Source organism: Pantoea sp. EKM101V, assembly GCF_011800325.1.
Classification (GTDB): Bacteria; Pseudomonadota; Gammaproteobacteria; order Enterobacterales; family Enterobacteriaceae; genus Pantoea; species Pantoea anthophila.
The window spans coordinates 1-24,179 of sequence record NZ_JAALFP010000007.1 but is presented as its reverse complement, the minus strand read 5'-3'; the positions used below and the strand labels follow the sequence as shown (position 1 = coordinate 24,179).

Genomic DNA, 24,179 nt, shown 5'->3' with positions numbered 1-24,179 from the left:
CGCTTCAGGCGCCGCAGGTGCGGCCTTTACTTATGGATTAACCAGTTGGTGGTGATGAAGGCGGTAAAAAGAGTCATCCTTAATACGCTGCTAATCGTTTTAGCCCTGTTTTTAATTGACTATTTTATCCATGATTCACTGACGATAAAAAACGCAATTAAAATAGCGATCACTGGAATAGTGATAGGGCTGATAAATTATAAGCTTTATATCAAATAAAGCTGCCCGGCGTTAAATCAAAAAATCATCTTTAAAACGCTTATTCGATGAACTGACGTCATCATGTCGGACAGTTTATATCAGGCGATTTTCACGGCCTGGGTTCGTTATCGATAGGGACCCTGGCCTTTTTTATTGGCCGGTTGCCTGGTCGTCCTGGGGTTTCTCTATTAGGGTTAAGAGATCTTTTAGCTGAACACTCAGGAGGAAAAGGCATGTCTTACTCCCCTGCTTCACCGGAATTCACGCTGCTTGACCGCTACTGGCGGGCGGCGAACTACCTCTCCGTCGGGCAGATCTACCTGATGGATAACCCGCTGTTGCGCGAGCCACTCAGGCCGGAACATATCAAACCGCGCCTGCTGGGCCACTGGGGCACCACGCCAGGGCTGAATTTTATCTATGCCCACCTCAACCGGATTATCCGGCAGCAAAATCTGAACATGATCTACATCTGCGGACCCGGGCACGGCGGCCCCGGCATGGTGGCTAACACCTGGCTGGAGGGCAGCTACAGCGAAATTTATCCGCACATCAGCCAGGATGCGGCGGGCATGCAGCGCCTGTTTAAACAGTTCTCCTTCCCGGGCGGCATTCCCAGCCACGCGGCCCCGGAGACGCCCGGCTCAATTCATGAAGGAGGGGAGCTGGGCTATTCGCTCTCTCATGCATTTGGCGCGGCTTTCGATAATCCCGACCTGGTGGTGCCCTGCGTCATCGGCGACGGCGAAGCGGAAACCGGACCGCTGGCGTCCAGCTGGCACGGCATCAAATTCCTCAATCCGCAACGTGATGGCGCGGTGTTACCTATTCTGCATCTCAACGGCTACAAGATTGCTAACCCGACGCTGCTGGGTCGCAGCAGCGATGAAGATCTGCGTCAGCTGTTCAGCGGTTACGGCTATGAACCGCTGTTTGTCAGCGGGCATGAGCCGGAGAAAATGCATCCGCTGATGGCGGAAGCGCTGGACAATGCTCTGGCAAAAATCACCGCCTTCCAGCGTGAGGCGCGCCAGGGCAGCGCCACGACCGATGTGCCGCGCTGGCCGATGATTATCCTGCGCAGCCCCAAAGGCTGGACCGGCCCCAAAACGGTCGACGGCAAAAAAGTAGAGGATTTCTGGCGGGCGCATCAGGTGCCGGTCGCCGCCTGTCGTGAAGATAAAGGTCATCGCCAGATTCTGGAAACGTGGATGCGGAGCTATCAGCCGGATGATCTGTTCGATGAACAGGGTCGTCTGAAGCCGGAGCTGCAGGCGCTGGCGCCGGAGGGCGACAAGCGCATGGGGGCTTCGCCTTACGCTAATGGCGGCCTGCTGCGCCGTGAGCTGGAGACGCCGCAGCTCGCCGCATTTGCCTGCGAGGTCGGCGAACCGGGTTCACAGATGGCGCAGGCCACCGAGCATCTGGGACGCTACCTCAGCGTGCTGTTTCAGCGAAACCGCGACAACTTCCGGCTGTTTGGCCCGGATGAAACCGCCTCAAACCGCCTGACGCCGGTCTTCGACGTGACCAGCCGCACCTGGCTGGAAAGAACAGAGCCCTACGACGAGCAGCTGGCGCGCGATGGCCGCGTCATGGAAATTCTCAGTGAGCATCAGTGTCAGGGCTGGCTGGAGGGCTATCTCCTGACCGGCCGTCACGGGCTGTTCAACTGCTATGAAGCCTTTATCCACATTATCGATTCCATGTTTAACCAGCATGCCAAGTGGCTGAAAGTCACGCGTAAGCTGGGCTGGCGTAAGCCCATCTCCTCACTCAACTATCTGCTCTCTTCGCACGTCTGGCGCCAGGACCACAATGGCTACAGCCATCAGGACCCCGGCTTTATCGATCACGTTGCCAATAAGAAAGCGGACATCGTACGTATCTATCTGCCGCCCGATGCCAATACGCTGCTCTGGGTAGGCGACCACTGCCTGCGCACCTGGGACCGCATTAATGTCATTGTGGCGGGCAAACAGCCTGCGCCGCAGTGGCTCGACATGGCCAGTGCCATAACCCACTGCGAAGCGGGCATGGGCGAATGGCGCTGGGCGGGCACCACGCCCGATAATGCACAGCCGGATGTGGTGATGGCCTGTGCCGGTGATGTGCCCACCATGGAAACCCTGGCGGCCGTCGATCTGCTGCGCGAGATGCTGCCTGAACTGCGGATCCGGGTGGTAAACGTGGTCGATTTAATGGCGCTGCAGACGCAGGATCAGCACCCGCATGGCAAATCCGACGCGGAATTTGATGCGCTGTTTACGCAGGATAAACCGGTGATTTTTGCCTTCCACGGCTATCCGACGCTGGTACATCGCCTGACCTATCAGCGCACCAATCATCGCAACTTCCACGTGCGTGGCTTCAATGAAGAGGGTACCACCACCACGCCATTTGATATGACGGTGCTCAACGAGCTGGACCGCTATCATCTGGCGCAGGAGGCGATTCTGCGCGTGCCCGGGCTGGCGGATGCTCATCCCGGGCTGCTGGAGGATTTGCAGCAGCGTCTGGCCGCGCATCACCAGTATGTACGCGAACATGGCGAGGATCTGCCGGAGGTGCAGAACTGGAAATGGCCATCCGCCACCGCACCAGGCGCGCCTGACTAAGCGGCCTGCAGCGCGTCGGTCACCATCCAGACGGTGGTCGCCACCAGCGACAGCGCCATCAGGCTGTTAAACAGCTGGCGCTTCCAGGCAATCTGCAGATGGCTGCGCAGGCGGTCGCCCAGCGCAGCCCAGATCAGGATGCAGGGCAGATTGAGCAGCATGAAGCAGATCATCACCGTGACGACGCCGCTGCTGGCGCTGTAGAGCAGTGCCACGTTGCTGGCCATCAGCCAGGCTTTGGGGTTAATCGCCTGGAAACAGGCGCCACCCAGCAGCGTCATCGGCTGCGGCCGGGTGCGCGCTTCGGGGGCGGCAGCACGAAAGATCTTCCAGGAGAGCCACAACAGATAGGTGCAGCCTGCCAGCGTCAGCGGCAGGCGAATCGCCGACATCCAGTGCAGCAGCACCTCCAGCGCCATTCCGGCAATCACCGTTTGCACCGCACAGCCCAGTAAAATGCCGAACATCATCGGCAGGGTGCGACGCATGCCAAAATTGACCCCGGAGGTCGCCAGCAACAGATTGTTTGGGCCTGGCGTAATCGACATGACGGTGACGTAACTGAAGAAAGAGGGATCAAGCATAGTGGCGCTCCTGAAAGTGGACAGAGCTCTATGCTACGGCGCGAAAAAGGATGGTAACAGTGACACAAAATCACTATTGTGATGGTTACAGTTTACGTTTGCAGCAATTGTACCCATCCAATCCGGAGGCTACTGTGTCCCTTGCTCCCTCTTCCGATCAGCGTCTTTATCAGCAGCTGGCGGACAGCTTCGCTGAGGCTATCCACCAGGGCACGCTGAAACCTGGCAAACGCCTGCCAGCGATCCGGCGTGTCGCTCAGTCCCATCAGGTCAGTGTGAATACGGTGCTGAATGCCTGGCAGCTGCTGGAAGATCGCGGTCTGATTGAGGCTCGGCCGCAGTCGGGCTACTACGTGCGCGGCGTGCTGCCCGCCGTGACCCGTCACGGTGAGCATAAGACCCGGGTACGCGACCCCGGCAGCGGTAAACTCGACCTGATTGATAAGGTGTTTGCCGCACAGAACCATCCCGACTACATCAATATCTCGCTGGCCTGCCCGCAGGACAGTGAACTTTTCCCTGCGACCCGCATCGCCCGGATCACGGCTTCACTGCTGCGCCGTCATCCCAATCTGATCGGGCGCTATGCGCTTCCGCCCGGTAGTGAGCGCTTACGGGAGGAGATTGCGCGCCGGGCGCTGCACGCCGGACAGCGGCTGACTGCCGATGAGATCACCCTGACCCACGGCTGCATGGAAGCCCTGCAGCTGGCATTACGTGCGGTCACGCAACCCGGCGACTGTGTCGGGCTGGAGTCGCCGACCTACTTCTTCCTGTTTCCACTGCTGGCGTCGCTGGGCCTTAAAGCGCTGGAAATCCCCACCGATCCGCAGCATGGCCTGTCGCTGGATGCGCTGGAGATGCTGCTGCAGGAGCAGCGCATCAAGGCACTGATTGCCATGCCCGGTGTGCAGAACCCGCTGGGCTGCGGCATGTCACTGGCAAACAAGAAGCGGCTGGCAAAGTTAGTGAACACTTACCACGTTCCGCTGATCGAAGACGGACTGTATGACGAGTTGCAGTTCGACTGGCCCCTCTCGCCCGCTGTGAAAGCGTTTGATCGCGATGGCTGGGTGATCTACTGCACCAGCTTCACCAAAACCGTGGCACCCGACTTCCGGATTGGCTGGACCGCTGCCGGCCGTTTTCACGACGCGATTGCCCGGCTCAAAGCGGTTTCGTCGATGGCTGAATCGGCCCTGCTGTCAGAAACACTGGCGGAGTTTCTTGCGTCCGGCGGTTACGATCACCACCTGCGCACCCTGCGCCGTCGCTATGCAGCCAATCTGGATGAGGCGCGGGGACTGATCGCCCGCTACTTCCCGCAGGGCACCCGCGCCACGCTGCCGCGCGGAGGATTCGTCTTCTGGGTCGAGTTACCCGGCAACGTGAAGACCACGGAGATGTTTGACCGGCTGCTGCAGGAGCAGATCTGCGTCACGCCTGGCGCGCTCTATTCTCTGAGCGAGCGTTACAACCATGCGCTGCGTCTCTCCTGCTGTTATCCGTTTGATGCGCGCTATAGCCGGGCGATTCAGCGCGCCGGGGAGATTGCCTGTGAACTGTCAGGACTAACGGCTGGTGAGGCTCAGGGCGTCCCGTTACGGCCCCAGACGGTGTAACCACGCCGTTCGGTCAGGCGCTCGTAATAGGTGCGAACCGCCGGATAATCGGGATGCTCAAGCGGCGTCTCAAACCAGCGGTTTACCGCCAGACCAATCGGAATGTCGGCCAGGGTGAAATTGCGTCCGGCAACGTAGCGACCGGTTTTTTCCAGTTGCTGATTAAGGATGCTCATGGTGTGCGCCCAGCCTTTGCAGGCCGCTGCCAGCAGGCGCGGATCCTGATGAGCCGGAGAGTTTCTTACCAGCGACATGAAAGCGTAGCGCCAGGAGGTATTCAGTTCTGTGGCCTGCCAGTCCATCCACTGATCGACCGGTGCACGCGCCTGCGGATTAGGCGGATAAAGCCACTCGCCGCCATAGGCATTCGCCAGATAGCGCAGGATAGCGTTAGATTCCCAGATGACTAAGTCATCATCTTTCAGCACCGGCACCATCGCATTCGGATTGAGTGCCATGAACTCCGGCAGATGCGTGGAGCGAAAACCGTCGCCCCACTCTTCGCGCTGGTAATCCAGATCCAGCTCGTCACACAGCCATAATACTTTGCGCACGTTGATTGAGGAGGCGCGTCCCAGGATCGTTAGCATGCAGAGTCTCCGGTAGAATCTTTAACTTATTGATAACGCTGTTAGCTGTTATAAGCAATCATCTGGCAGAGAAAAGGCCACCCTGAACACCCTCAGTAAGGAGTCACCATGCAGGTCGCGTTTAAGCAAGTCGATGTGTTTACCTCATCAGCCTTTAACGGCAATCCGCTGGCGGTCATTATGGATGCGCAGGGGTTAAGCGACAGCCAGCTGGCCGCCATTGCCCGCTGGACTAACCTGTCGGAGACCACCTTTGTGCTGCCGCCTGAGCATGCGGAAGCCGACTATCGGGTGCGCATTTTTACCGTTGAAGGCGAGCTGCCGTTTGCCGGTCATCCCACGCTGGGTACGGCGCACGCCCTGCTGGAGGCCGGCTGGCCAACCCGCACACCCGGCGAGATTGTGCAGGAGTGCGGTGTCGGTAACGTCACGGTGAAGATTAATGAGATGGGTGAACTGGCGTTTGCCGCCCCGGCTGCCACGCTGACACCCTGGCAGGATGCACTGATGGCGAAAGCGTTAAACAGCGAGGCTTTCGATCTGACGCAAAGCCCGACGGTGGTTGATATGGGTATCCGCTGGCTGCTGGTACCGATGACCAGCGCCGACGCGGTGCTGGCGCTGCAGCCCAGCGTCAGCGAACTCGATCGTCTGCTTAAACAGGCGGACGTATCGGGGATGATGGCGTTTGGTCGCCTGCCGCAGGGAGAAGAGGAGCAGTATGAAGTACGCGCCCTGCTGGTCGAAAAGGGCAGCCTGACCGAAGATCCGGTGACGGGCAGTGCCAACGCCTGTCTGGCGCGTTACTTTGCCATGGCGGGACAGACCACGGGCTATCGCGTGCGTCAGGGCACGGCGCTGCAGCGTGCCGGTCGGGTAAACGTGACCTTCGATAGTAGCACGATCTGGATTGGCGGTCATACCGTCACCGTCATCGACGGCACAATCGCGCTGTAAGGCTGGCGGCATCGGCGGGCCACGATGCCGCCGGGGGTTAAATGCCCTGCCCGCCTGAGGCTTCGATGCGCTGCGCGGTGATCCAGCCGGTTTCATCACTGAGAATCGCGCTGATGGCATCGCCGATGTCGTCCGGCAATCCCACCCGGCCCAGCGCCGTCAGTGCAGCAATCTGATCGTTAATCTCCCGGGTGTCACGCACCCGGCCTCCGCCGAAGTCCGTTTCTATCGCCCCGGGTGCCAGAATATTGACCCGAATCCGTCTCGCCCCCAGCTCCTTCGCCTGATAGCGGGTCAGCACCTCCATCGCCCCTTTCATCGATGCATAGGTCGCAGAGCCCGGATAGACCAGCCGGGTCAGACCGCTGGAGATATTCAGGATGCGGCCTCCGTCGTTGATCAGCGGCAGCAGCTTCTGGGTCAGAAAGTAGGGACCTTTGAAATGGACATTCACCAGGGCGTCAAATTCCGCCTCCGTGGTATCGGTAAACGGCTTATAGTGACCGTGCCCGGCGTTGTTCACTAAATAGTCAAAGCGATCCCGCTGCCACTGCTGCTGCAGGGCCTCTTTCACCTGCCCGACAAAGCGATCGAACTGACCGGTTTCGCCGACATCCAGCGCCAGCGCCACTGCACGCCGTCCCATCGCCTCAATCTCTTTGACAACCGCCTGCGCCTCATCGGCATGAGTGCGGTAGGTCAGGATGATATCGGTGCCTCTGGCAGCCAGTTTTAATGCGCCGTTACGGCCTAAACCGCGATTTGCACCGGTAATTAACGCAACTTTCTGATTCATCTCTCACCCCTGTTGAAAAGTTGAACACGTGTTAAGGATATTCGCGAATTATTGATCTATAAACAGTGTAAAAAGCGCATCACTGTTTCAATAAAAACAACAATCGGTGAACAACATGGACAAAATTCACGCAATGCAGGTTTTTGTGCGGGTGGCCGAAATGGGCAGTTTTACCCGCGCGGCGGAGAGTTTAGGCGTGCCTAAAGGCAGCGTATCGCGGCAGATACAGGCGCTGGAGAATCAAATGGCAACCCGTTTGCTGCATCGCACCACGCGCCGGGTGCAACTGACTCAGGATGGACTGGTCTATTACGATCGCTGTCTGGACCTGCTGTCGATGATTGACGATATGGACAGTCTGTTCCAGCACGATCCCGCCACGCTCAGCGGCAAGCTGCGGGTCGATATGTCCGTCGCGATGGCGACCGGTTTTATCCTTCCCCGCCTGCCGGAATTTTTGCAGCACTACCCTGGCGTAGAGATTGAACTGAGCAGCAGTGACCGTCAGGTGGATGTGATCCGGGAAGGCTTTGACTGTGTTATCCGGGTCGGCGAGCTGAAGGATTCGGGACTGATCGCGCGAAAAATTGGCACCCACACCTTGATCAACTGCGCCAGCCCTGGCTACCTTTCGCGTTTCGGGATGCCGGTCCGGCTGGAGGAGCTGTCGCAGCATGCGATGGTCCACTACAGCCAGCAGCTGGGCCAGGCCGCACCGGGTTTTGAATATTTTGATGGCAGGCAGTGCCACTATGTTCACACCGGCGGCGCGGTGACCGTGAACAGCACCGAAACCTACCGCGCGGCCTGTCTGGCAGGATTAGGCATTATTCAGGTGCCGGCGGCCGGCATTCAGCCCCTGCTGGAAAACGGCGAGCTGGTCGAGGTGCTGCATCGCTTCCCCGCCAGGCCCATGCCGATCCACCTGCTCTATCCGCACCGGCGCAATGTGGCGCGTCGCGTGCGGGTTTTTATGGAGTGGCTGAGTCAGGTGCTGCAGGAGTACGTCACCTGAGCGACTATACTCTGATTTTAATGACAAACAGGACAGTGAAGGTCTATGACAGACAAGCAGGAACATTCGCAGGATACACAGCCAGAGAAACCGCTTATCGACATTAAAACCGGCAATCAGACCGTGGACCAGTCGATTGTCCGCGTGTCGCGTTTTGCCGCCTGGTTTCAGGCCATTCCGGCGGTGGCGCATTTTATCCGTGCCCTTGAGCGCTTTAACGACCGGCTCGGCAGCCAGTTTGGTGCGGCCATTACCTATTTCTCATTTTTATCGCTGATCCCGATTCTGATGGTGTCGTTTGCCGCCGTGGGTTTTGTACTCGCCTCCAATCCGGATCTGCTGACCGATATCATCAATAAAATCGTCAGCAGCATCAGCGACCCGACGCTGGCGACCACGCTGAAGAATACGGTGAATACCGCCATTCAGCAGCGCGCCACGGTGGGGATCTCCGGTTTACTGCTGGCGCTCTATTCCGGTCTGAACTGGATGGGGAATCTGCGGGAAGCCATTCGTGCCCAGTCGCGCGACGTCTGGGAACGCAATCCTGATGACCAGGAGAAGATCTGGAAACGCTACATCCGCGATTTCCTGTCGCTGACCGGCCTGATGCTGGCCCTGATCATTACGCTTTCGCTGACCTCAGTGGCGGGGTCTGCCCAGGCGACCATCGTGAGCGCCCTGGGGCTGGATGGCATCGACTGGCTGCGGCCTGCGATGACCATTATCGCCACCTCGATTTCTGTGCTGGCTAACTACCTGCTGTTTCTCTGGATTTTCTGGATCCTGCCACGACATAAGCCACGCAAGAAGGCGCTGTTCCGCGGGACGCTGCTGGCGGCCATCGGTTTTGAGGTGATCAAGTTTGTCATGACGCTGACCCTGCCAAAGCTGGCAACCTCCCCTTCAGGCGCGGCCTTTGGTTCCGTGCTCGGCCTGATGGCGTTCTTCTACTTCTTCGCCCGTCTGACGCTGTTCTGTGCGGCATGGATCGCCACAGCTAAATATAAAGACGATCCGCAGATGCCTGAAGCGGGCAGCGCAGCACGACGCAAAACGTCCTGATCTGTTAACAACAGCGGAAAACACCTCCCCTCGGCTATTTTTTACTCAGATAACAGGATGAATAGCTGAGGGGTCACTTTTATTTAGCCCTTTCACAGAGTATCCCGCCAGATATCGTCCGGTTTACCCCGGTATCACCCGGCATTCGCCGCACCACAGAAATTATCCTCTTTTTGCCCGCTGAAGCCAGGCGCGGCGCGGGTTTTCGCCATTGAATGCGGTCAGTCAGGTGCGTAAGATTCTTTGTCTGTATTTACAAATAAGAAACAGTTATGCAAGCCTCCCTCTCAGACACACTCGACAAACAGCAGGACCCCGCACCGGTTAACTCACGCAGTAAAGTGGTGATAGCCTCACTGGTCGGCACGGCCATCGAATTCTTCGACTTTTATATTTATGCCACGGCTGCGGTGATTGTTTTTCCCCATATTTTCTTCCCGCAGGGTGATGCCACCGTCGCCACGCTACAGTCGCTCGCCACTTTCGCTATCGCCTTTATTGCGCGTCCGATTGGCTCTGCCCTGTTTGGTCACTTTGGCGACCGCGTAGGACGTAAGGCCACCCTGGTTGCCTCGCTGCTGACCATGGGGATCTCCACCGTGGTGATTGGCCTGCTGCCGGGCTATGAAACCATTGGTGTGATGGCGCCGCTGCTGCTGGCGCTGGCGCGTTTTGGTCAGGGGCTGGGCCTGGGCGGCGAATGGGGTGGCGCAGCGCTGCTGGCAACGGAAAACGCTCCGGCGAAGAAGCGTGCGCTCTATGGCTCCTTCCCGCAGCTGGGCGCGCCGATCGGCTTTTTCTTTGCTAACGGCACCTTTCTGCTGCTCTCGTGGCTGCTGACTGACGAGCAGTTTATGCAGTGGGGCTGGCGCGTTCCCTTCATTCTCTCTGCCGTACTGGTGCTGATTGGCCTCTATGTGCGCGTTTCGCTGCATGAAAGTCCGGTGTTTGCCAAAGTGCAGAAAGAGCAGAAGCAGGTTCGGGTACCGATTGCGGCGCTGCTGAGCAGGCACCTGACTGCCACCATTCTCGGCACCTTTATCATGCTGGCGACCTATACGCTGTTCTATATCATGACGGTCTATTCAATGAGCTACGGCACCACACCAGCGCCAGCGGGTCTGGGCATTCCGCGTAACAGTATGCTGTGGATGCTGATGCTGGCAGTCATTGGCTTTGGCGTGATGGTGCCGATTGCGGGCGTGCTGGCGGATCGCTTTGGTCGTCGCAAGACTATGATTACCATCACGCTGATGATTATCGCGTTTTCGTTCCTGTTCCCGGCGATGCTCGGTTCGGGTTCACAGGCGCTGGTGATGGCGTTCCTGCTGCTGGGTCTGAGCATTATGGGGCTGACGTTTGGCCCGATGGGCGCACTGCTGCCGGAGCTGTTTCCGACCGAAGTGCGTTATACCGGTGCCTCGTTCTCCTACAATCTCTCCTCAATTCTGGGTGCCTCGGTTGCGCCTTACATCGCGACCTGGCTGAATGCCAGTTACGGCTTGCAGGCGGTAGGGTTCTATCTGGCGTCGATGGCGGTGCTGACACTGATTGCGTTGCTGGCCTGTAAAGAGACTCGTCACCAGACGCTGTATGACGTGTAGTCCGGTGGGATGAAAGTCAGTAAAACCCGGCAGATGCCGGGTTTTTTTTATGGGTTGGGTTTAGTCAATCTAAGCCAGCTTAGGGAACATACTTTGACCCTGAGGAGTTTAAAAACATCGCCTTATGGTCAGGCTACAGGCTCAGGGAGCATACGCCCTCCGCAAAGACGCAAAAGACGCCATCCGTGGCGGGCTCAGCGCGGTCCATCCCTGGCCCGCTATGCTTTGCTACAGGCGTATGCTCCCATCGCTTTAAGTGGATTGGCTGTCTGTTTGAAGATTCTGCATCGTGCTAATGGGCAGGGTTATTCTGGCAGCGATGTAGAAGCTTAAGGGCACAGGGAACACGGTCAGAAGAGGAAAGCGTCCCGCCGCCCGGATAAAAACGCCGGGAGCGTTTTTGAACAACGCAAAGCGTTGGCCCGTTTACGGGCCGAGCGGCCAGGGATGGCGGGTTTTGCATCTTTCCGATCTGACCGTATTGCCTAGCGAAGCAGGCAGTGCAGGCACCGTTCCACCAGCGAACTTCTCAGGCATTGTTCACAAACAACAAACCCCGGCAAGCCGGGGTTTGTTTTGCTGAAAACGGGGGTGCCGCTTATCAGCCTGCGACAGCGATACGCTTCATGTCGGTCATGTAGCCACGCAGTTTGCGGCCCACGATTTCAATCGGATGCTGGCGAACCGCTTCGTTGACGTCACGCAGCTGCGCGTTGTCTACCTGCGTTCCCTCAATGGCTTTACCCAGGTCGCCTGGCTGCAGCGTGGTCATGAACTCTTTCAGCAGCGGTACAGCCGCGAAGGAGAACAGGTAGTTACCATATTCGGCGGTATCCGAGATAACCACGTTCATTTCGTACAGACGCTTACGGGCAATGGTGTTAGCAATCAGCGGCAGCTCGTGCAGGGATTCATAGTAAGCAGACTCTTCGATGATGCCCGCATCAACCATGGTTTCAAACGCCAGCTCCACGCCCGCTTTGACCATGGCGACCATAACGACGCCTTTGTCATAGTACTCCTGCTCGTCGATCTTACCTTCAAACTGCGGCGCATTTTCAAACGCAGTTTTACCGGTCTCTTCACGCCAGGTGAGCAGGTTTTTGTCGTCGTTCGCCCAGTCGGCCATCATACCGGAAGAGAATTCACCCGAGATGATGTCATCCATGTGCTTCTGGAACAGCGGAGCCATGATGGTTTTCAGCTGCTCAGACAGCGCGTATGCACGGATTTTTGCCGGATTTGAGAGGCGATCCATCATCAGGGTGATGCCGCCGAACTTCAGCGATTCGGTGATGGTTTCCCAGCCGAACTGAATCAGTTTTTCGGTGTACGCCGCGTCATGACCTTCCGCCACCAGCTTGTCGAAGCAGAGCAGTGAACCAGCCTGCAGCATGCCACACAGAATGGTCTGCTCACCCATCAGGTCAGATTTGACTTCTGCCACGAAAGAGGATTCCAGCACGCCAGCACGATCGCCACCGGTTGCGGCTGCCCAGGCTTTAGCAATCGCCATGCCTTCGCCTTTTGGATCATTTTCCGGGTGAACAGCGATCAGGGTCGGAACACCGAAGCCACGCTTATACTCTTCACGCACTTCTGTACCCGGACACTTCGGTGCCACCATGACGACGGTGATATCTTTACGAATGCTCTCGCCCACTTCAACGATGTTGAAGCCGTGTGAGTAGCCCAGTGCTGCGCCATCTTTCATCAGCGGCTGAACAGCCTGAACCACCGCAGAGTGCTGTTTGTCTGGCGTCAGGTTTACCACCAGGTCCGCCTGCGGGATCAGCTCTTCGTAGGTTCCCACTTTGAAACCGTTATCGGTCGCTTTGCGCCATGAAGGGCGTTTCTCAGCAATCGCTTCAGCACGCAGTGCATAGGCGACATCCAGACCGGAATCACGCATGTTCAGACCCTGGTTCAGGCCCTGTGCGCCACAGCCAACGATAACGACTTTTTTGCCCTTCAGGAAACTCGCACCATCTGCGAACTCATCGCGCGCCATGAAACGACATTTGCCTAATTGCGCCAGCTGATTGCGCAGATTCAGTGTGTTGAAATAGTTAGCCATGGGTACTCCGGTAAGTTGTGTTTGCTTTTTTTGTTCAGGAACGGCGTGTCATGCAGCGCCGCGAATGACCCCATCATATGACAGGAATTCTGTTGCTTAAATTGATATATTAACAACGTCACATTGCAATAAATGCAACACCACCCAGAGGCGACGCGCACATGGATTTACGGGATCTGAAACTGTTTCTTCATCTGGCAGAAAGCTGCCACTTCGGGCGCAGCGCGCGTGCTATGCACGTCAGCCCTTCCACGCTGTCACGCCAGATCCAGCGGCTTGAAGAGGATGTCGGCCATGCGCTGTTTCTGCGTGATAACCGTACCGTCACGCTGACGGAGGCGGGCGAACGCCTGCGTCAGTTTGCCCAGCAGACGCTGCTGCAGTATCAGCAACTGCGTCATGTCATGGATCTCAATGGTCCGTCACTCAGCGGCGAGCTGCGGCTGTTCTGCTCGGTAACGGCGGCCTACAGCCATCTGCCGCCTATCCTCGACCGCTTTCGCGCCGAACATCCGCAGGTGGAAATTAAACTGAATACCGGCGATGCCGCGGATGCGCTGGAAAAAGTTCACTCCGGTGATGCCGATCTGGCGATTGCCGGACGCCCTGAAACGCTGCCAGCCAGCATTGATTTTATGCCACTGGGGCTGATCCCGCTGGTCCTGATTGCGCCCGCCTTACCCTGTGCCGTTCGCACTCAGGCTACACAGCCACAGCCAGACTGGGCACAGATTCCGTTTATTCTGCCGGACCAGGGTCCGGCACGGCGGCGTATCGATCTCTGGTTCCGCCGCCATCGCATTCCTAACCCGCTGATTTACGCCACGGTGTCGGGGCATGAAGCGATTGTCTCGATGGTGGCGCTGGGATGCGGCATCGCGTTGCTGCCGCATGTGGTGCTGGAAAACAGCCCGGAACCGGTGCGTAACCGCGTGATGATGCTGGAAAATGTTGAATCGGTCGCGCCGTTTGAACTCGGCATCTGCGTACAAAAAAAGCGGCTCGGTGAGCCGCTGATCAGTGCCTTCTGGAGCCAGCTGTAATCAGCTGCCTGACAGGAAGAAGCGGAACGCCGGGTTCTGGCTTTCATCATGAAAGTCATAGCCCAGATCGGTGAGATGCTCTTCGAAACGCGGCTCATCGCTGCCCAGTTCAAAGGCCGCCAGCACGCGGCCATAATCAGTGCCGTGGCTGCGGTAGTGAAACAGCGAGATATTCCAGTGCGTGCCAAGCGTCTGCAGAAACTTCAGCAACGCGCCGGGTGCCTCCGGAAATTCAAAGCTGAAAAGCCGTTCACGCAGCGGTTTGGAAGGTCGTCCGCCCACCATGTAACGCACGTGCAGCTTTGCCATCTCATCATCAGAGAGATCGACCACCTGATAGCCGCCCTGGGTCAGTTCGCTGATAATCTCGCTGCGCTCCTCGACGCCACGGGTCAGCCTGACACCAACAAAGATGCAGGCTTTATCTGCGTCAGCGTAGCGGTAGTTGAACTCCGTGATGGCACGCCCACCCAGCGTCTGGCAGAAGCGTAAAAAGCTCCCCTGCTGTTCCGGAATGGTCACAGCCAGCAGCGCCTCTCGCTGTTCGCCCAGCTCGCAGCGCTCAGAGACATATCGCAGACCGTGAAAATTGACGTTGGCCCCGGATAAGACATGCGCCAGCCGTTCGCCTTTGATCTCATGCTGCTGGATATACTTCTTCATGCCCGCCAGCGCCAGCGCCCCGGAAGGCTCCGCCACGGCACGGACATCTTCGAACAGATCCTTCATTGCTGCGCAGATGGCATCGCTGTCGACGGTGATGATGTCGTCAAGATACGCTTTGCACAGGCGGAAGGTCTCGCTGCCGATACGCTTCACCGCCACGCCTTCGGCAAACAGCCCGACGCGGGGCAGATCGACCGGATGACCTGCCTCCAGCGCCGCCTTCAGACAGGCTGAATCTTCTGACTCCACCGCAATCACTTTGATTTGCGGCATCAGCTGTTTAATCAGCACCGCCACACCGGCTGCCAGACCGCCCCCGCCAACCGGGACAAAGACCCGATCCAGATGCGCATCCTGTTGCAGCAGCTCCATCGCCAGCGTGCCCTGTCCGGCAATCACTGCCGGATGGTCAAACGGTGGCACGAAGGTGTAGCCGCGCTGTTCCGACAGTTCGATCGCTTTGGCTTTCGCCTCATCAAAGTTGGCACCAAACAGGTAAGCCTCACCGCCAAACGCGCGCACCGCATCCACCTTGATATCGGCTGTCGCCAGCGGCATCACGATCAGTGACTTAATGCCCAGCTTGCTGGCGGAGAGCGCCACGCCCTGTGCATGGTTACCGGCGGAGGCCGTTACCACGCCGCGCGCTTTCTGCTCTTCGTTCAGGCCGGCAATCATCGCGTAAGCACCGCGCAGCTTGAAGCTGTGCACCGGCTGGCGATCTTCCCGCTTCACCAGAATGGTGTTGCCAAGACGCGATGAGATTTTTTCCATCTTCTGCAGCGGCGTTACCTGTGCGACTTCGTACACCGGTGAACGCAACACTGCGCGCAAATACTCGGCGCCGCAGGGTGCGTCGGGTAGCGGTTGAGGCTCGGCCATGGTCAGCCTCCCAGCTTGCTCTTATCGCGGACAGCGCCTTTATCAGCACTGGTCGCAAGTGAGGCGTAAGCACGCAGCGCGAACGAGACTTCACGCTGACGATTGATCGGCGTATAGGCCGCATCGCCACGTGCCTGCTGCTCTTCACGGCGGGCGTGCAGTTCGTTATCCGGCACGGCAAGTCTGATGCCGCGGTTCGGGATGTCGATCTCAATGGTGTCGCCATCTTTCACCAGCGCAATGGTGCCGCCGTTTGCCGCTTCAGGTGAGGCATGACCGATAGAGAGACCAGAGGTGCCGCCAGAGAAACGACCGTCGGTGATCAGGGCGCAGCTTTTGCCCAGTCCCATCGATTTCAGATAGGTGGTCGGATAGAGCATCTCCTGCATGCCCGGCCCGCCTTTTGGCCCTTCGTAGCGGATCACGACCACGTCGCCCGCCACCACTTTGCCGCCCAGGATCGCTTCAACAGCATCATCCTGACTTTCGTAGACTTTAGCCGGGCCGGTGAAGGTCAGGATCTCTTTGTCTACGCCTGCGGTTTTAACGATACAGCCATCTTCTGCGATGTTGCCGTAAAGTACGGCCAGACCACCATCCTGCGAATAGGCGTTTTCGCGGGTACGGATACAGCCTTCAGCACGGTCATCATCCAGCGTGTCCCAGCGGCAGCTCTGCGAGAATGCCTGGGTGGTACGGATGCCTGCCGGACCGGCACGGAACATCTCTTTTACCGCCTGATCGCTGGTCAGCATGATGTCGTACTGATCCAGCGTTTCACGCATCGTCTGCTGCAGGATATTTCGGGCGCTGCTGTCGAACAGACCTGCGCGATCCAGCTCGCCGAGAATCGCGTAGACACCACCCGCGCGATGCACATCTTCCATGTGGTATTTCGGGGTACTTGGCGCGACTTTACAGAGCTGAGGCACTTTGCGTGACAGGCGATCGATGTCAGAGATATTGAAGTCGATATCGCCTTCCTGCGCGGCTGCCAGCAGGTGCAGTACGGTGTTAGTGGAACCGCCCATGGCGATATCCAGCGTCATGGCGTTTTCGAAAGCGGCCTTGTTGGCGATGCTCCGCGGCAGCACGTTGACGTCATCCTGTTCATAGTAACGTTTGGTCAGGCTGACGATGCGCTTACCGGCGTTGATGAACAGCTCTTTACGATCGGCGTGGGTGGCCAGCAGGGAGCCGTTGCCTGGCTGCGACAGGCCGAGTGCTTCGGTCAGGCAGTTCATTGAGTTCGCGGTAAACATGCCGGAGCAGGAGCCGCAGGTCGGACAGGCAGAACGTTCGATCTGCTCACTGTCGGCGTCGCTGACGTTCGGGTTGGCGCCCTGAATCATCGCATCCACCAGATCCAGTTTGATGATCTGGTCAGAAAGCTTGGTTTTACCAGCTTCCATCGGTCCGCCTGAAACGAAGATCACCGGGATATTGAGGCGCAGTGACGCCATCAGCATCCCCGGCGTGATTTTGTCGCAGTTGGAGATACAGACCATGGCGTCGGCGCAGTGTGCGTTCACCATGTACTCGACCGAGTCAGCAATCAGTTCACGCGAAGGCAGTGAATACAGCATGCCGCCATGACCCATGGCAATACCGTCATCCACCGCGATCGTGTTGAACTCTTTAGCCACACCGCCTGATGCTTCGATCTGCTCGGCGACCAGTTTACCAAGGTCACGCAGGTGAACGTGGCCCGGGACAAATTGGGTGAATGAGTTAACCACAGCGATAATCGGCTTACCGAAATCGTCATCGGTCATTCCTGTCGCGCGCCATAAGGCACGGGCACCCGCCATATTACGGCCGTGGGTGGTGGTGGCGGAACGGTACTTAGGCATGCTCTATTTACTCCAGTAAGAAAAAGCTCGCGGACGTCAGATGACGTCCGCGCTGTATCTGATTATGGATTAACCGGATCTAACCAGCCCCATTTGTCTTCGGTTTCGCCGGTGAACAGACCAAAGAAGGCCTGCTGGATGCGTTTGGTCACCGGACCACATTTGCCTTCGCCCACCTGAATGCGGTCAACGCTGCGCACCGGGGTAATTTCTGCAGCGGTACCAGACATAAACACTTCATCAGCCAGATAGAGGGATTCACGCGACAGGGTCTGCTCGCGCACTTCAATGCCCATATCACGCGCCAGGGTGATGATGGCATCGCGGGTGATGCCCGGCAGAGCTGAAGAGGTGAATGGCGGGGTAAAGAGCACGCCATCTTTCACTTCAAACAGGTTTTCGCCCGCACCTTCTGAGATCAGGCCATTGGTATCCAGCGCGATACCTTCCTGATAGCCGTGACGACGGGCTTCGCTGCCCACCAGCAGTGAGGAGAGGTAGTTACCGCCCGCTTTTGCGGCAGTTGGCAGGGTATTCGGCGCCACACGGCTCCAGGAGGAGACCATCGCATCAATGCCGTTTTCCAGAGCTTCCGCACCCAGGTACGCGCCCCACGGGAAGGCTGCAATGATCACGTCGGTGGTAAAGCCATCTGGCGGGTTCACGCCCAGGCCCACATCGCCCACGAAGGCCAGCGGACGGATATAAGCACTTTTCAGTTTGTTCACGCGGATGACTTCGCGGCACGCTTCCATCAGCTCATCAACGCTGCTTTTAATCGGGAAACGGTAGATTTTGGCGGAGTCGTGCAGACGTTGCATGTGTTCACGGTGGCGGAACACAACCGGTCCTTTGTGAGAGTCGTAGCAGCGGACGCCTTCAAACACCGACGTGCCATAGTGCAACGCGTGGGACATGACGCTGACCTTCGCCTCTTCCCACTTAACCATCTCGCCATTGAACCAAATAAAGTCTGCTTTCTTCGTGCTCATTGTTATTCCCTCTCGCGGCTAGGCGCGGATTTGTTGTGTTGTCTGTTGTTGAATCTGAACGCATGCAACGTCAATCAATTTACTTAACTGCGAAGACAGTAAATCGACGGAGCGCTGGCTGGCAACGGTCATTTCAATATTAATGTTTTCCGCGTTGGCGACTGAGGCCATGTTCATAGAACAGACCTGAAAACCGCGGTGGCGCACGACGCGTAAAATGCGCTCCAATATTTCAGGGCGGAAGCGGGCTTCGATAGACAATTGATGCTGGTTCATACAGTTTTCTCCATCATGTTTGCATTGCTGGCACCCGGCGGTACCAGTGGCCAGACGTTTTCATGCTCATCAATTGCAACATGCAGGAAGTAAGGACCTTCGCTGTTCAGCAGAGCATCAAGTGCGACGTCGACCTGATCTTTACGGGTAATGCGCTGGCCGGGAATATTGAAAGCGCTGGCCAGCGTGAGGAAGTCGGGATTGTCAGAGAGATTGGTTTCGCTGTAGCGACCGTCGAAGAAGAGCTGCTGCCACTGACGCACCATGCCCAGACGCTGGTTATCCAGCAGCACGATTTTGACCGGCAGCTTTCCGCGCTTAATGGTGCCCAGCTCCTGAATATTCATCATGATTGAGCCGTCGCCCGAGACGCAGATCACCGTATCTTCCGGACGGGCGACCTGTGCACCGATGGCGGCAGGCAAACCAAAGCCCATCGTGCCTAAGCCGCTGGAGGTGATGAAGTTCTCCGGCGCGCTGAAGGCCATATGCTGGGCCGTCCACATCTGGTGCTGTCCGACATCGGTGGTGACCACCGCGCTGTCCGGTTTGCGCTCGGAGAGCTGCTTCAGCAGCAGCGGTGCATAGATTGCCTCGCCTGGATGATCGTAGCGCCAGGCGTGACTGGCCTTGAGTGCCTTCACCTCGTCGCGCCAGGCGTCGATGTGCAAAGGCTGACTCAGCGCGGGCAGCAGCGCGTTGAGATCGCCCTGCAGTGAGACGTGCGCGCGACGTAACTTATTTAACTCTGCGGGGTCGATGTCGAGATGAATCACGCTGGCGTGCGGCGCAAAGGTATCCAGCTTGCCGGTCACCCGATCGTCAAAACGGGCACCGACCGCAATCAGCAGGTCACACGCCTGAACAGCATAGTTAGCGGCTTTGGTGCCGTGCATCCCCAGCATGCCCAGATAAACCTCGCTCTGCGCATCGACGCTGCCCAGACCTTTCAGGGTCGCAACGGCAGGGATGCCGGTTTCTGCTGCGAATGCACGCAGTGCCGGAACCGCCTGCGCCATGCCCACGCCTCCGCCAACATAGAGCATCGGTTTTCTGGCCTGGGTCATTATTGCCCGCGCCTCGCGGATGTCATGATGCGGCAGTGAGTCATCCTCCTCTACCGAAACCAGATGCGGCGCGGGTTCCCCCTGCGCAATCTGAATATCTTTGGGAATATCAACCAGTACCGGCCCCGGACGCCCTGACTGCGCCATGGCAAAAGCCTCAGCCATGATAGCGGGCAGCTCATCCAGCGACTCAACCAGGAAGCTATGTTTGGTGCAGGCCAGGGACAGTCCCAGCACGTCGATCTCCTGGAAAGCGTCAGTACCGATAAACGCAGACGAGACCTGACCGGTTACCGCAACGATCGGCACGGAGTCCATCATGGCATCAGCCAGACCGGTGATCAGGTTGGTAGCGCCAGGGCCGGAGGTGGCAATACAGACACCGGTTTTGCCGGTGGAGCGCGCATAGCCAATCGCGGCCATAACTGCCCCCTGCTCATGACGGCACAGTAGGTGTTCCACGCCGCCATCGTATAGCGCGTCGTATACCGGCATGATGGCGCCGCCAGGGTAACCAAATACGGTATCAACACCCTGCGCGCGTAAAGCCTGAACTACCCACTGAGCACCTGTCATCGCTATTCTCCTGTGTCCTGACGGGAACAACAGAATTTTATGCTACTGTTCATTGTTTGTTCCTTGCAGATTTACTGATATTTCCCCGGGTCGAAAAAAAACCCCCGGACCTTTCGGTGCGGGGGTTTTTTCGGATTCGAGGCTTGATTTTTAAGCCTTTCTTTCTCCAAGCGTTGCCCCGCACGGTAGGTTAATAACCACCACCACGCTAATCACGACCAGGCTAATCACTTGTAGAAGGGCTTTCATGTGTTGTTCAATTCTTTTACGTGTTCGAAGTAATGCCTACAGAGTTATCATAGTCAGGGGCCATAACACAACTTTTTTTGCAGGTTTTTTTTAGCGCGGGAGATTAAATCCCGTCCTATCAATTTGTAATACAAGTAATAATTACAAGATGATAAATATTCATCACTTTACTGACGTAATGATGTTCTGCTGAATTTACGTGCAGTTTCGCAGCACGATGAGAGCCAGTGAAAGTGACCTCAATTTCTTGTGCAGTGCGTCGGAATCGTCAGAAGGCGTACTCGCTTTCCTTTTGGGTGCTGATCAGACTGATGGCAACAAGGAGTGAGTATGTCATTGTCTAAAGTTCTGACCCGCGCAGCATTAGGCGTGGAAGCGCCGCTGGTGACCATTGAGGCTCACATCAGTAATGGCCTGCCTGCACTGACGCTGGTGGGTCTGCCTGAAACCACGGTCAAAGAGGCGCGTGAGCGGGTTCGCAGCGCCATTATCAACAGCGGTTTTACCTTCCCGGCCAGACGGGTCACCATCAATCTGGCACCAGCGGATTTACCCAAAGAGGGCGGGCGCTATGACCTGCCCATGGCAATTGCCATTCTGGTCGCCTCAGAGCAGCTTCCTGCGGATAAGCTGATGCACTTTGAGTTTCTGGGTGAACTGGCGCTGGATGGCGCGCTATGTGCCGTTCAGGGGGCAATTCCTGCGGCCATGATGGCCCTTCAGGCTGGACGACAGCTGGTTCTCTCTGCGGAAAATCAGCGTGACGCCGGGCTGATTCGTGAGGGAGCGTCACTGGTCGCCGCTCACCTCAGTGAGGTCTGCGCTTTTCTCCGTGATGCGCTGACATTATCACCGGCTCCCTACCCTGAGCATCAGCATGCCACGCCTGGTGACGATCTCGCGGATATCATCGGTCAGCAGCAGGGGCGCAGAGCACTGGAGATCACCGCGGCGGGCGGGCATAACCTGTTACTGATTGGGCCGCCTGGCACCGGCAAAACGATGCTCGCAACCCGTCTGCCTGGCATCATGCCCGCCTTAAGCGACCAGGAAGCGCTGGAGTGTGCGGCGATAGCCAGCCTGATAAACAGCACTGCCCTGCACCGACAGTGGCGCAGCCGGCCTTTCAGGTCGCCTCATCACAGCGCGTCTCTCTATGCTCTGGTTGGCGGAGGGTCATTGCCGCGGCCCGGAGAGATCTCCCTGGCGCATAATGGCGTGCTGTTTCTGGATGAATTACCGGAATTTGACCGCAGGGTGCTGGATTCACTGCGTGAGCCACTGGAGTCAGGCGTCATCGCCATTTCGCGAGCCCGGGCAAAGGTCACGTTCCCGGCACGGTTTCAGCTGATTGCTGCCATGAATCCCGGGCCAACCGGGCATTATCAGGGACAGCATAATCGCTGCTCGCCTCAGCAGATCCTGCGTTATCTCAGTAAGTTATCAGGGCCGTTTCTGGATCGCTTTGATCTTTCACTGGAGGTGCCGCTGTTGCCCGGTGGCATGCTCAGTGGCCAGCGACCGGCCGCAGAAAGCTCTGAGCAGGTTCGTCAGCGGGTCGTTGCGGCGCGAGCGATCCAGCTCGCGCGCGCAGGTAAAATTAACGCGCATCTGAATAATGCGGAAATCCTGCGCTGGTGCCAGCCTGAAAAAGAGGATGCCGAATGGCTGGAGTCTGTGCTGGAGAAACTGGGGTTATCTGTGCGAGCCTGGCAGCGAATTTTAAAAGTGGCCCGCACCGTGGCCGATCTGGCCGGAGAGAAAGAGATTACCCGCCTCCATCTGCAGGAGGCGGTCAGCTATCGCGCGATTGATCGATTAATGATCCATCTGCATAACAGCCTGCAATAAAAAAGGGGCTCTCGCCCCTTTCTGCTAATCGTCGCTGTCGCTGTAGTCTTCAACGGTGTCCATCTGTGGCTTACCGCCAGACAGCGTGTGAAAACGCTTAGGACGCTTGATGCGGGTCATATACTTTGACCATACACGCTCAGCTTCCGTCTGCGGCTCACGCACGCCACGACACACTTCGATAAACAAACGTTCTTCTTCTGTTGCAGGCTCACGCTTCGATAAATCCAGCTCATTAAAGGCGAAACCGTGGCGTTCCAGAAGCTGGGCTTCTTTAATAGTAAAGTCACCGTGGCGTGAGAAACCACGCGGGTAATGTTTGTTATCAAAGAAACGATTCTCTGTTAAGAAGCTTTCCGCCATGTTACACGCTCCTGATTCTCTAATGCCGTGCTGTTAATGGCGCGGAGTATTAGATAGGCTTGACAGAGTGTAAAACAAAACATTTAAATCTATACGACAAACAATTTTTGGGAGCGCGTTGTGGATACGGAATTACTGAAAACTTTCCTTGAAGTGAGCAGAACACGTCATTTCGGGCGTGCTGCTGAAGCCCTTTACCTTACGCAATCTGCTGTCAGTTTTCGCATCCGTCAGCTGGAGAATCAGCTCGGCGTTAACCTTTTTACCCGGCATCGCAACAACATACGTCTGACTGCCGCCGGGGAGCGACTGCTTCCTTATGCGGAAAGCCTGATGAGCACCTGGATAATGGCGAAGAAGGAGGTTTCTCATACTGAGCAGCACCATGAGCTCTCAATAGGTGCCAGCGCATCGCTCTGGGAGGCCTATCTGACGCCCTGGCTTCAGACGCTGTATGAGAATCGTGAGAGCCTGCATTTAGAAGCACGCGTGGCGCAGCGGCATCTGCTGGTTAAGCAGCTTCATGAGCGTCAGCTGGATCTGTTGATTACCACTGAAGCGCCTAAGATGGATGAATTAACCAGCCAGCAGATTGGCCATATTTCACTGGCACTGTTCTGTGCCCGCCAGAGCGAAAAGCGCGAAAAGTATGACTACATCAAGCTGGAGTGGGGAGCCGATTTCCATCAGCATCAGAGCTACCTCTCTGGCGCTGATGATGTGCCGGTGCTGACCACGACATCGGCACATGTCACCCGTGAACTGCTCTACACGACGGGTGCATGCGCGTTTCTGCCAGACTTCTGGCAAAGCGTATACAGTGAACTGATGGTAATGCCGGACGCACCGGTCGCCGTTCGTCCGCTTTATGCGGTCTGGTTGCAGAACAGCGATCAGCAGGCGCATATCCGTCAGCTGCTTAAATTCCCGATTCTGGTCAGGCAAAACAGCTGAATTAGCAGGCAGGCGTGCAGAAAGAAGAGATCAGAGACCAGTTAGATTTAGCTGGTTTTTCTTTTTTGCTTTTTTATAAGCAAAAAAAAATCCTTTGCCGAAGCAAAGGATCGTTTTCTGGCAGGGGCGGAGGGACTCGAACCCCCAACACCCGGTTTTGGAGACCGGTGCTCTACCAATTGAACTACGCCCCTAAATAGGGTGGCGGAACGGACGGGGCTCGAACCCGCGACCCCCTGCGTGACAGGCAGGTATTCTAACCAACTGAACTACCGCTC

General features: G+C 57.2%; 20 protein-coding genes and 1 tRNA gene. 9 read left to right on the top strand and 12 right to left on the bottom strand.

Features of this window, described 5'->3' with window-relative positions; all coding sequences use genetic code 11:
- The first annotated feature begins 434 nt into the window (after positions 1-434).
- Complete coding sequence (locus HFD92_RS12460; protein ID WP_167429031.1) at positions 435-2,819, top strand: phosphoketolase; 2,385 nt, start codon at positions 435-437, stop codon at positions 2,817-2,819.
- On the opposite strand, the gene HFD92_RS12455 is transcribed toward HFD92_RS12460, so the two are convergent.
- Complete coding sequence (locus tag HFD92_RS12455) at positions 2,816-3,403, bottom strand: LysE family translocator (protein ID WP_167429030.1); 588 nt, start codon at positions 3,401-3,403, stop codon at positions 2,816-2,818. The genes HFD92_RS12460 and HFD92_RS12455 overlap by 4 nt on opposite strands.
- Before the next feature lie 134 nt (positions 3,404-3,537).
- On the opposite strand from HFD92_RS12455, the gene HFD92_RS12450 reads away from it, so the two are divergent.
- Positions 3,538-5,025 carry a PLP-dependent aminotransferase family protein gene (locus HFD92_RS12450; protein ID WP_167429029.1) on the top strand — a complete coding sequence of 496 codons (1,488 nt, stop codon included), beginning with the start codon at positions 3,538-3,540 and terminating at the stop codon, positions 5,023-5,025.
- Here the strand turns inward: HFD92_RS12450 and HFD92_RS12445 are convergent.
- The gene (locus HFD92_RS12445; RefSeq protein ID WP_009087970.1) at positions 4,992-5,615 is read right to left on the bottom strand and encodes a glutathione S-transferase family protein; all 624 of its coding nucleotides are present in this window, start codon (positions 5,613-5,615) and stop codon (positions 4,992-4,994) included. The genes HFD92_RS12450 and HFD92_RS12445 overlap by 34 nt on opposite strands.
- 108 nt (positions 5,616-5,723) lie before the next feature.
- Here HFD92_RS12445 and HFD92_RS12440 point away from each other — a divergent pair, with 108 nt between their 5' ends.
- Positions 5,724-6,572 (top strand): PhzF family phenazine biosynthesis protein, encoded by an 849-nt coding sequence (locus tag HFD92_RS12440; RefSeq protein WP_167429028.1) that lies wholly within the window; start codon positions 5,724-5,726, stop codon positions 6,570-6,572.
- A 37-nt stretch (positions 6,573-6,609) separates the two neighbouring features.
- Here HFD92_RS12440 and HFD92_RS12435 read toward each other — a convergent pair whose 3' ends face one another.
- Positions 6,610-7,368 carry an SDR family NAD(P)-dependent oxidoreductase gene (locus HFD92_RS12435; protein WP_111207823.1) on the bottom strand — a complete coding sequence of 253 codons (759 nt, stop codon included), beginning with the start codon at positions 7,366-7,368 and terminating at the stop codon, positions 6,610-6,612.
- Positions 7,369-7,483: 115 nt separating this feature from the next.
- On the opposite strand from HFD92_RS12435, the gene HFD92_RS12430 reads away from it, so the two are divergent.
- The 3 genes from HFD92_RS12430 (at position 7,484) to HFD92_RS12420 (ending at position 11,052) form a co-directional block, all read left to right on the top strand.
- Positions 7,484-8,383 (top strand): LysR family transcriptional regulator, encoded by a 900-nt coding sequence (locus HFD92_RS12430; RefSeq protein ID WP_009087975.1) that lies wholly within the window; start codon positions 7,484-7,486, stop codon positions 8,381-8,383.
- A gap of 45 nt (positions 8,384-8,428) precedes the next feature.
- Positions 8,429-9,448, top strand: a complete 1,020-nt coding sequence (yhjD, locus tag HFD92_RS12425) for an inner membrane protein YhjD (RefSeq protein WP_009087977.1) — start codon at positions 8,429-8,431, stop codon at positions 9,446-9,448.
- Positions 9,449-9,720: 272 nt separating this feature from the next.
- The gene (locus HFD92_RS12420; RefSeq protein ID WP_009087978.1) at positions 9,721-11,052 is read left to right on the top strand and encodes an MFS transporter; all 1,332 of its coding nucleotides are present in this window, start codon (positions 9,721-9,723) and stop codon (positions 11,050-11,052) included.
- A gap of 601 nt (positions 11,053-11,653) precedes the next feature.
- Here the strand turns inward: HFD92_RS12420 and ilvC are convergent.
- Positions 11,654-13,129, bottom strand: coding sequence for a ketol-acid reductoisomerase (ilvC, locus tag HFD92_RS12415; RefSeq protein WP_046100812.1), 1,476 nt, complete (start codon positions 13,127-13,129; stop codon positions 11,654-11,656).
- A 161-nt stretch (positions 13,130-13,290) separates the two neighbouring features.
- Here ilvC and ilvY point away from each other — a divergent pair, with 161 nt between their 5' ends.
- The gene (gene ilvY / locus HFD92_RS12410) at positions 13,291-14,172 is read left to right on the top strand and encodes an HTH-type transcriptional activator IlvY (RefSeq protein ID WP_009087982.1); all 882 of its coding nucleotides are present in this window, start codon (positions 13,291-13,293) and stop codon (positions 14,170-14,172) included.
- Here the strand turns inward: ilvY and ilvA are convergent, their stop codons facing one another.
- The 6 genes from ilvA to ilvL form a co-directional block, all read right to left on the bottom strand.
- Positions 14,173-15,720 carry a threonine ammonia-lyase, biosynthetic gene (gene ilvA, locus HFD92_RS12405; protein WP_167429027.1) on the bottom strand — a complete coding sequence of 516 codons (1,548 nt, stop codon included), beginning with the start codon at positions 15,718-15,720 and terminating at the stop codon, positions 14,173-14,175. It abuts the gene before it with no gap.
- Positions 15,721-15,722: 2 nt separating this feature from the next.
- On the bottom strand, positions 15,723-17,573 hold the full coding sequence (ilvD, locus tag HFD92_RS12400) for a dihydroxy-acid dehydratase (protein ID WP_009087985.1): 1,851 nt from the start codon (positions 17,571-17,573) through the stop codon (positions 15,723-15,725).
- Positions 17,574-17,635: 62 nt separating this feature from the next.
- A complete protein-coding gene (locus tag HFD92_RS12395; protein WP_009087986.1) occupies positions 17,636-18,565 on the bottom strand; it encodes a branched-chain amino acid transaminase in 930 nt (309 codons plus the stop codon).
- An 18-nt stretch (positions 18,566-18,583) separates the two neighbouring features.
- Positions 18,584-18,841, bottom strand: coding sequence for an acetolactate synthase 2 small subunit (gene ilvM, locus HFD92_RS12390; RefSeq protein ID WP_008926359.1), 258 nt, complete (start codon positions 18,839-18,841; stop codon positions 18,584-18,586).
- Positions 18,838-20,484: an acetolactate synthase 2 catalytic subunit gene (gene ilvG / locus HFD92_RS12385; protein ID WP_167429026.1), complete on the bottom strand. Its 1,647-nt coding sequence runs from the start codon at positions 20,482-20,484 to the stop codon at positions 18,838-18,840. Before ilvG ends, ilvM begins: the two co-directional genes overlap by 4 nt.
- Positions 20,485-20,634: 150 nt before the next feature.
- The gene (ilvL, locus tag HFD92_RS12380) at positions 20,635-20,733 is read right to left on the bottom strand and encodes an ilv operon leader peptide (protein ID WP_072101316.1); all 99 of its coding nucleotides are present in this window, start codon (positions 20,731-20,733) and stop codon (positions 20,635-20,637) included.
- A gap of 330 nt (positions 20,734-21,063) precedes the next feature.
- On the opposite strand from ilvL, the gene HFD92_RS12375 reads away from it, so the two are divergent.
- Positions 21,064-22,584 carry a YifB family Mg chelatase-like AAA ATPase gene (locus tag HFD92_RS12375; RefSeq protein ID WP_058956895.1) on the top strand — a complete coding sequence of 507 codons (1,521 nt, stop codon included), beginning with the start codon at positions 21,064-21,066 and terminating at the stop codon, positions 22,582-22,584.
- A 24-nt stretch (positions 22,585-22,608) separates the two neighbouring features.
- Here the strand turns inward: HFD92_RS12375 and HFD92_RS12370 are convergent, their stop codons facing one another.
- A complete protein-coding gene (locus HFD92_RS12370; RefSeq protein WP_009087989.1) occupies positions 22,609-22,947 on the bottom strand; it encodes a DUF413 domain-containing protein in 339 nt (112 codons plus the stop codon).
- A 120-nt stretch (positions 22,948-23,067) separates the two neighbouring features.
- On the opposite strand from HFD92_RS12370, the gene hdfR reads away from it, so the two are divergent.
- On the top strand, positions 23,068-23,901 hold the full coding sequence (gene hdfR / locus HFD92_RS12365; protein ID WP_140925589.1) for an HTH-type transcriptional regulator HdfR: 834 nt from the start codon (positions 23,068-23,070) through the stop codon (positions 23,899-23,901).
- A gap of 118 nt (positions 23,902-24,019) precedes the next feature.
- Here hdfR and HFD92_RS12360 read toward each other — a convergent pair.
- Positions 24,020-24,095 (bottom strand) — tRNA-Trp (locus HFD92_RS12360).
- Positions 24,096-24,179: the final 84 nt, after the last annotated feature.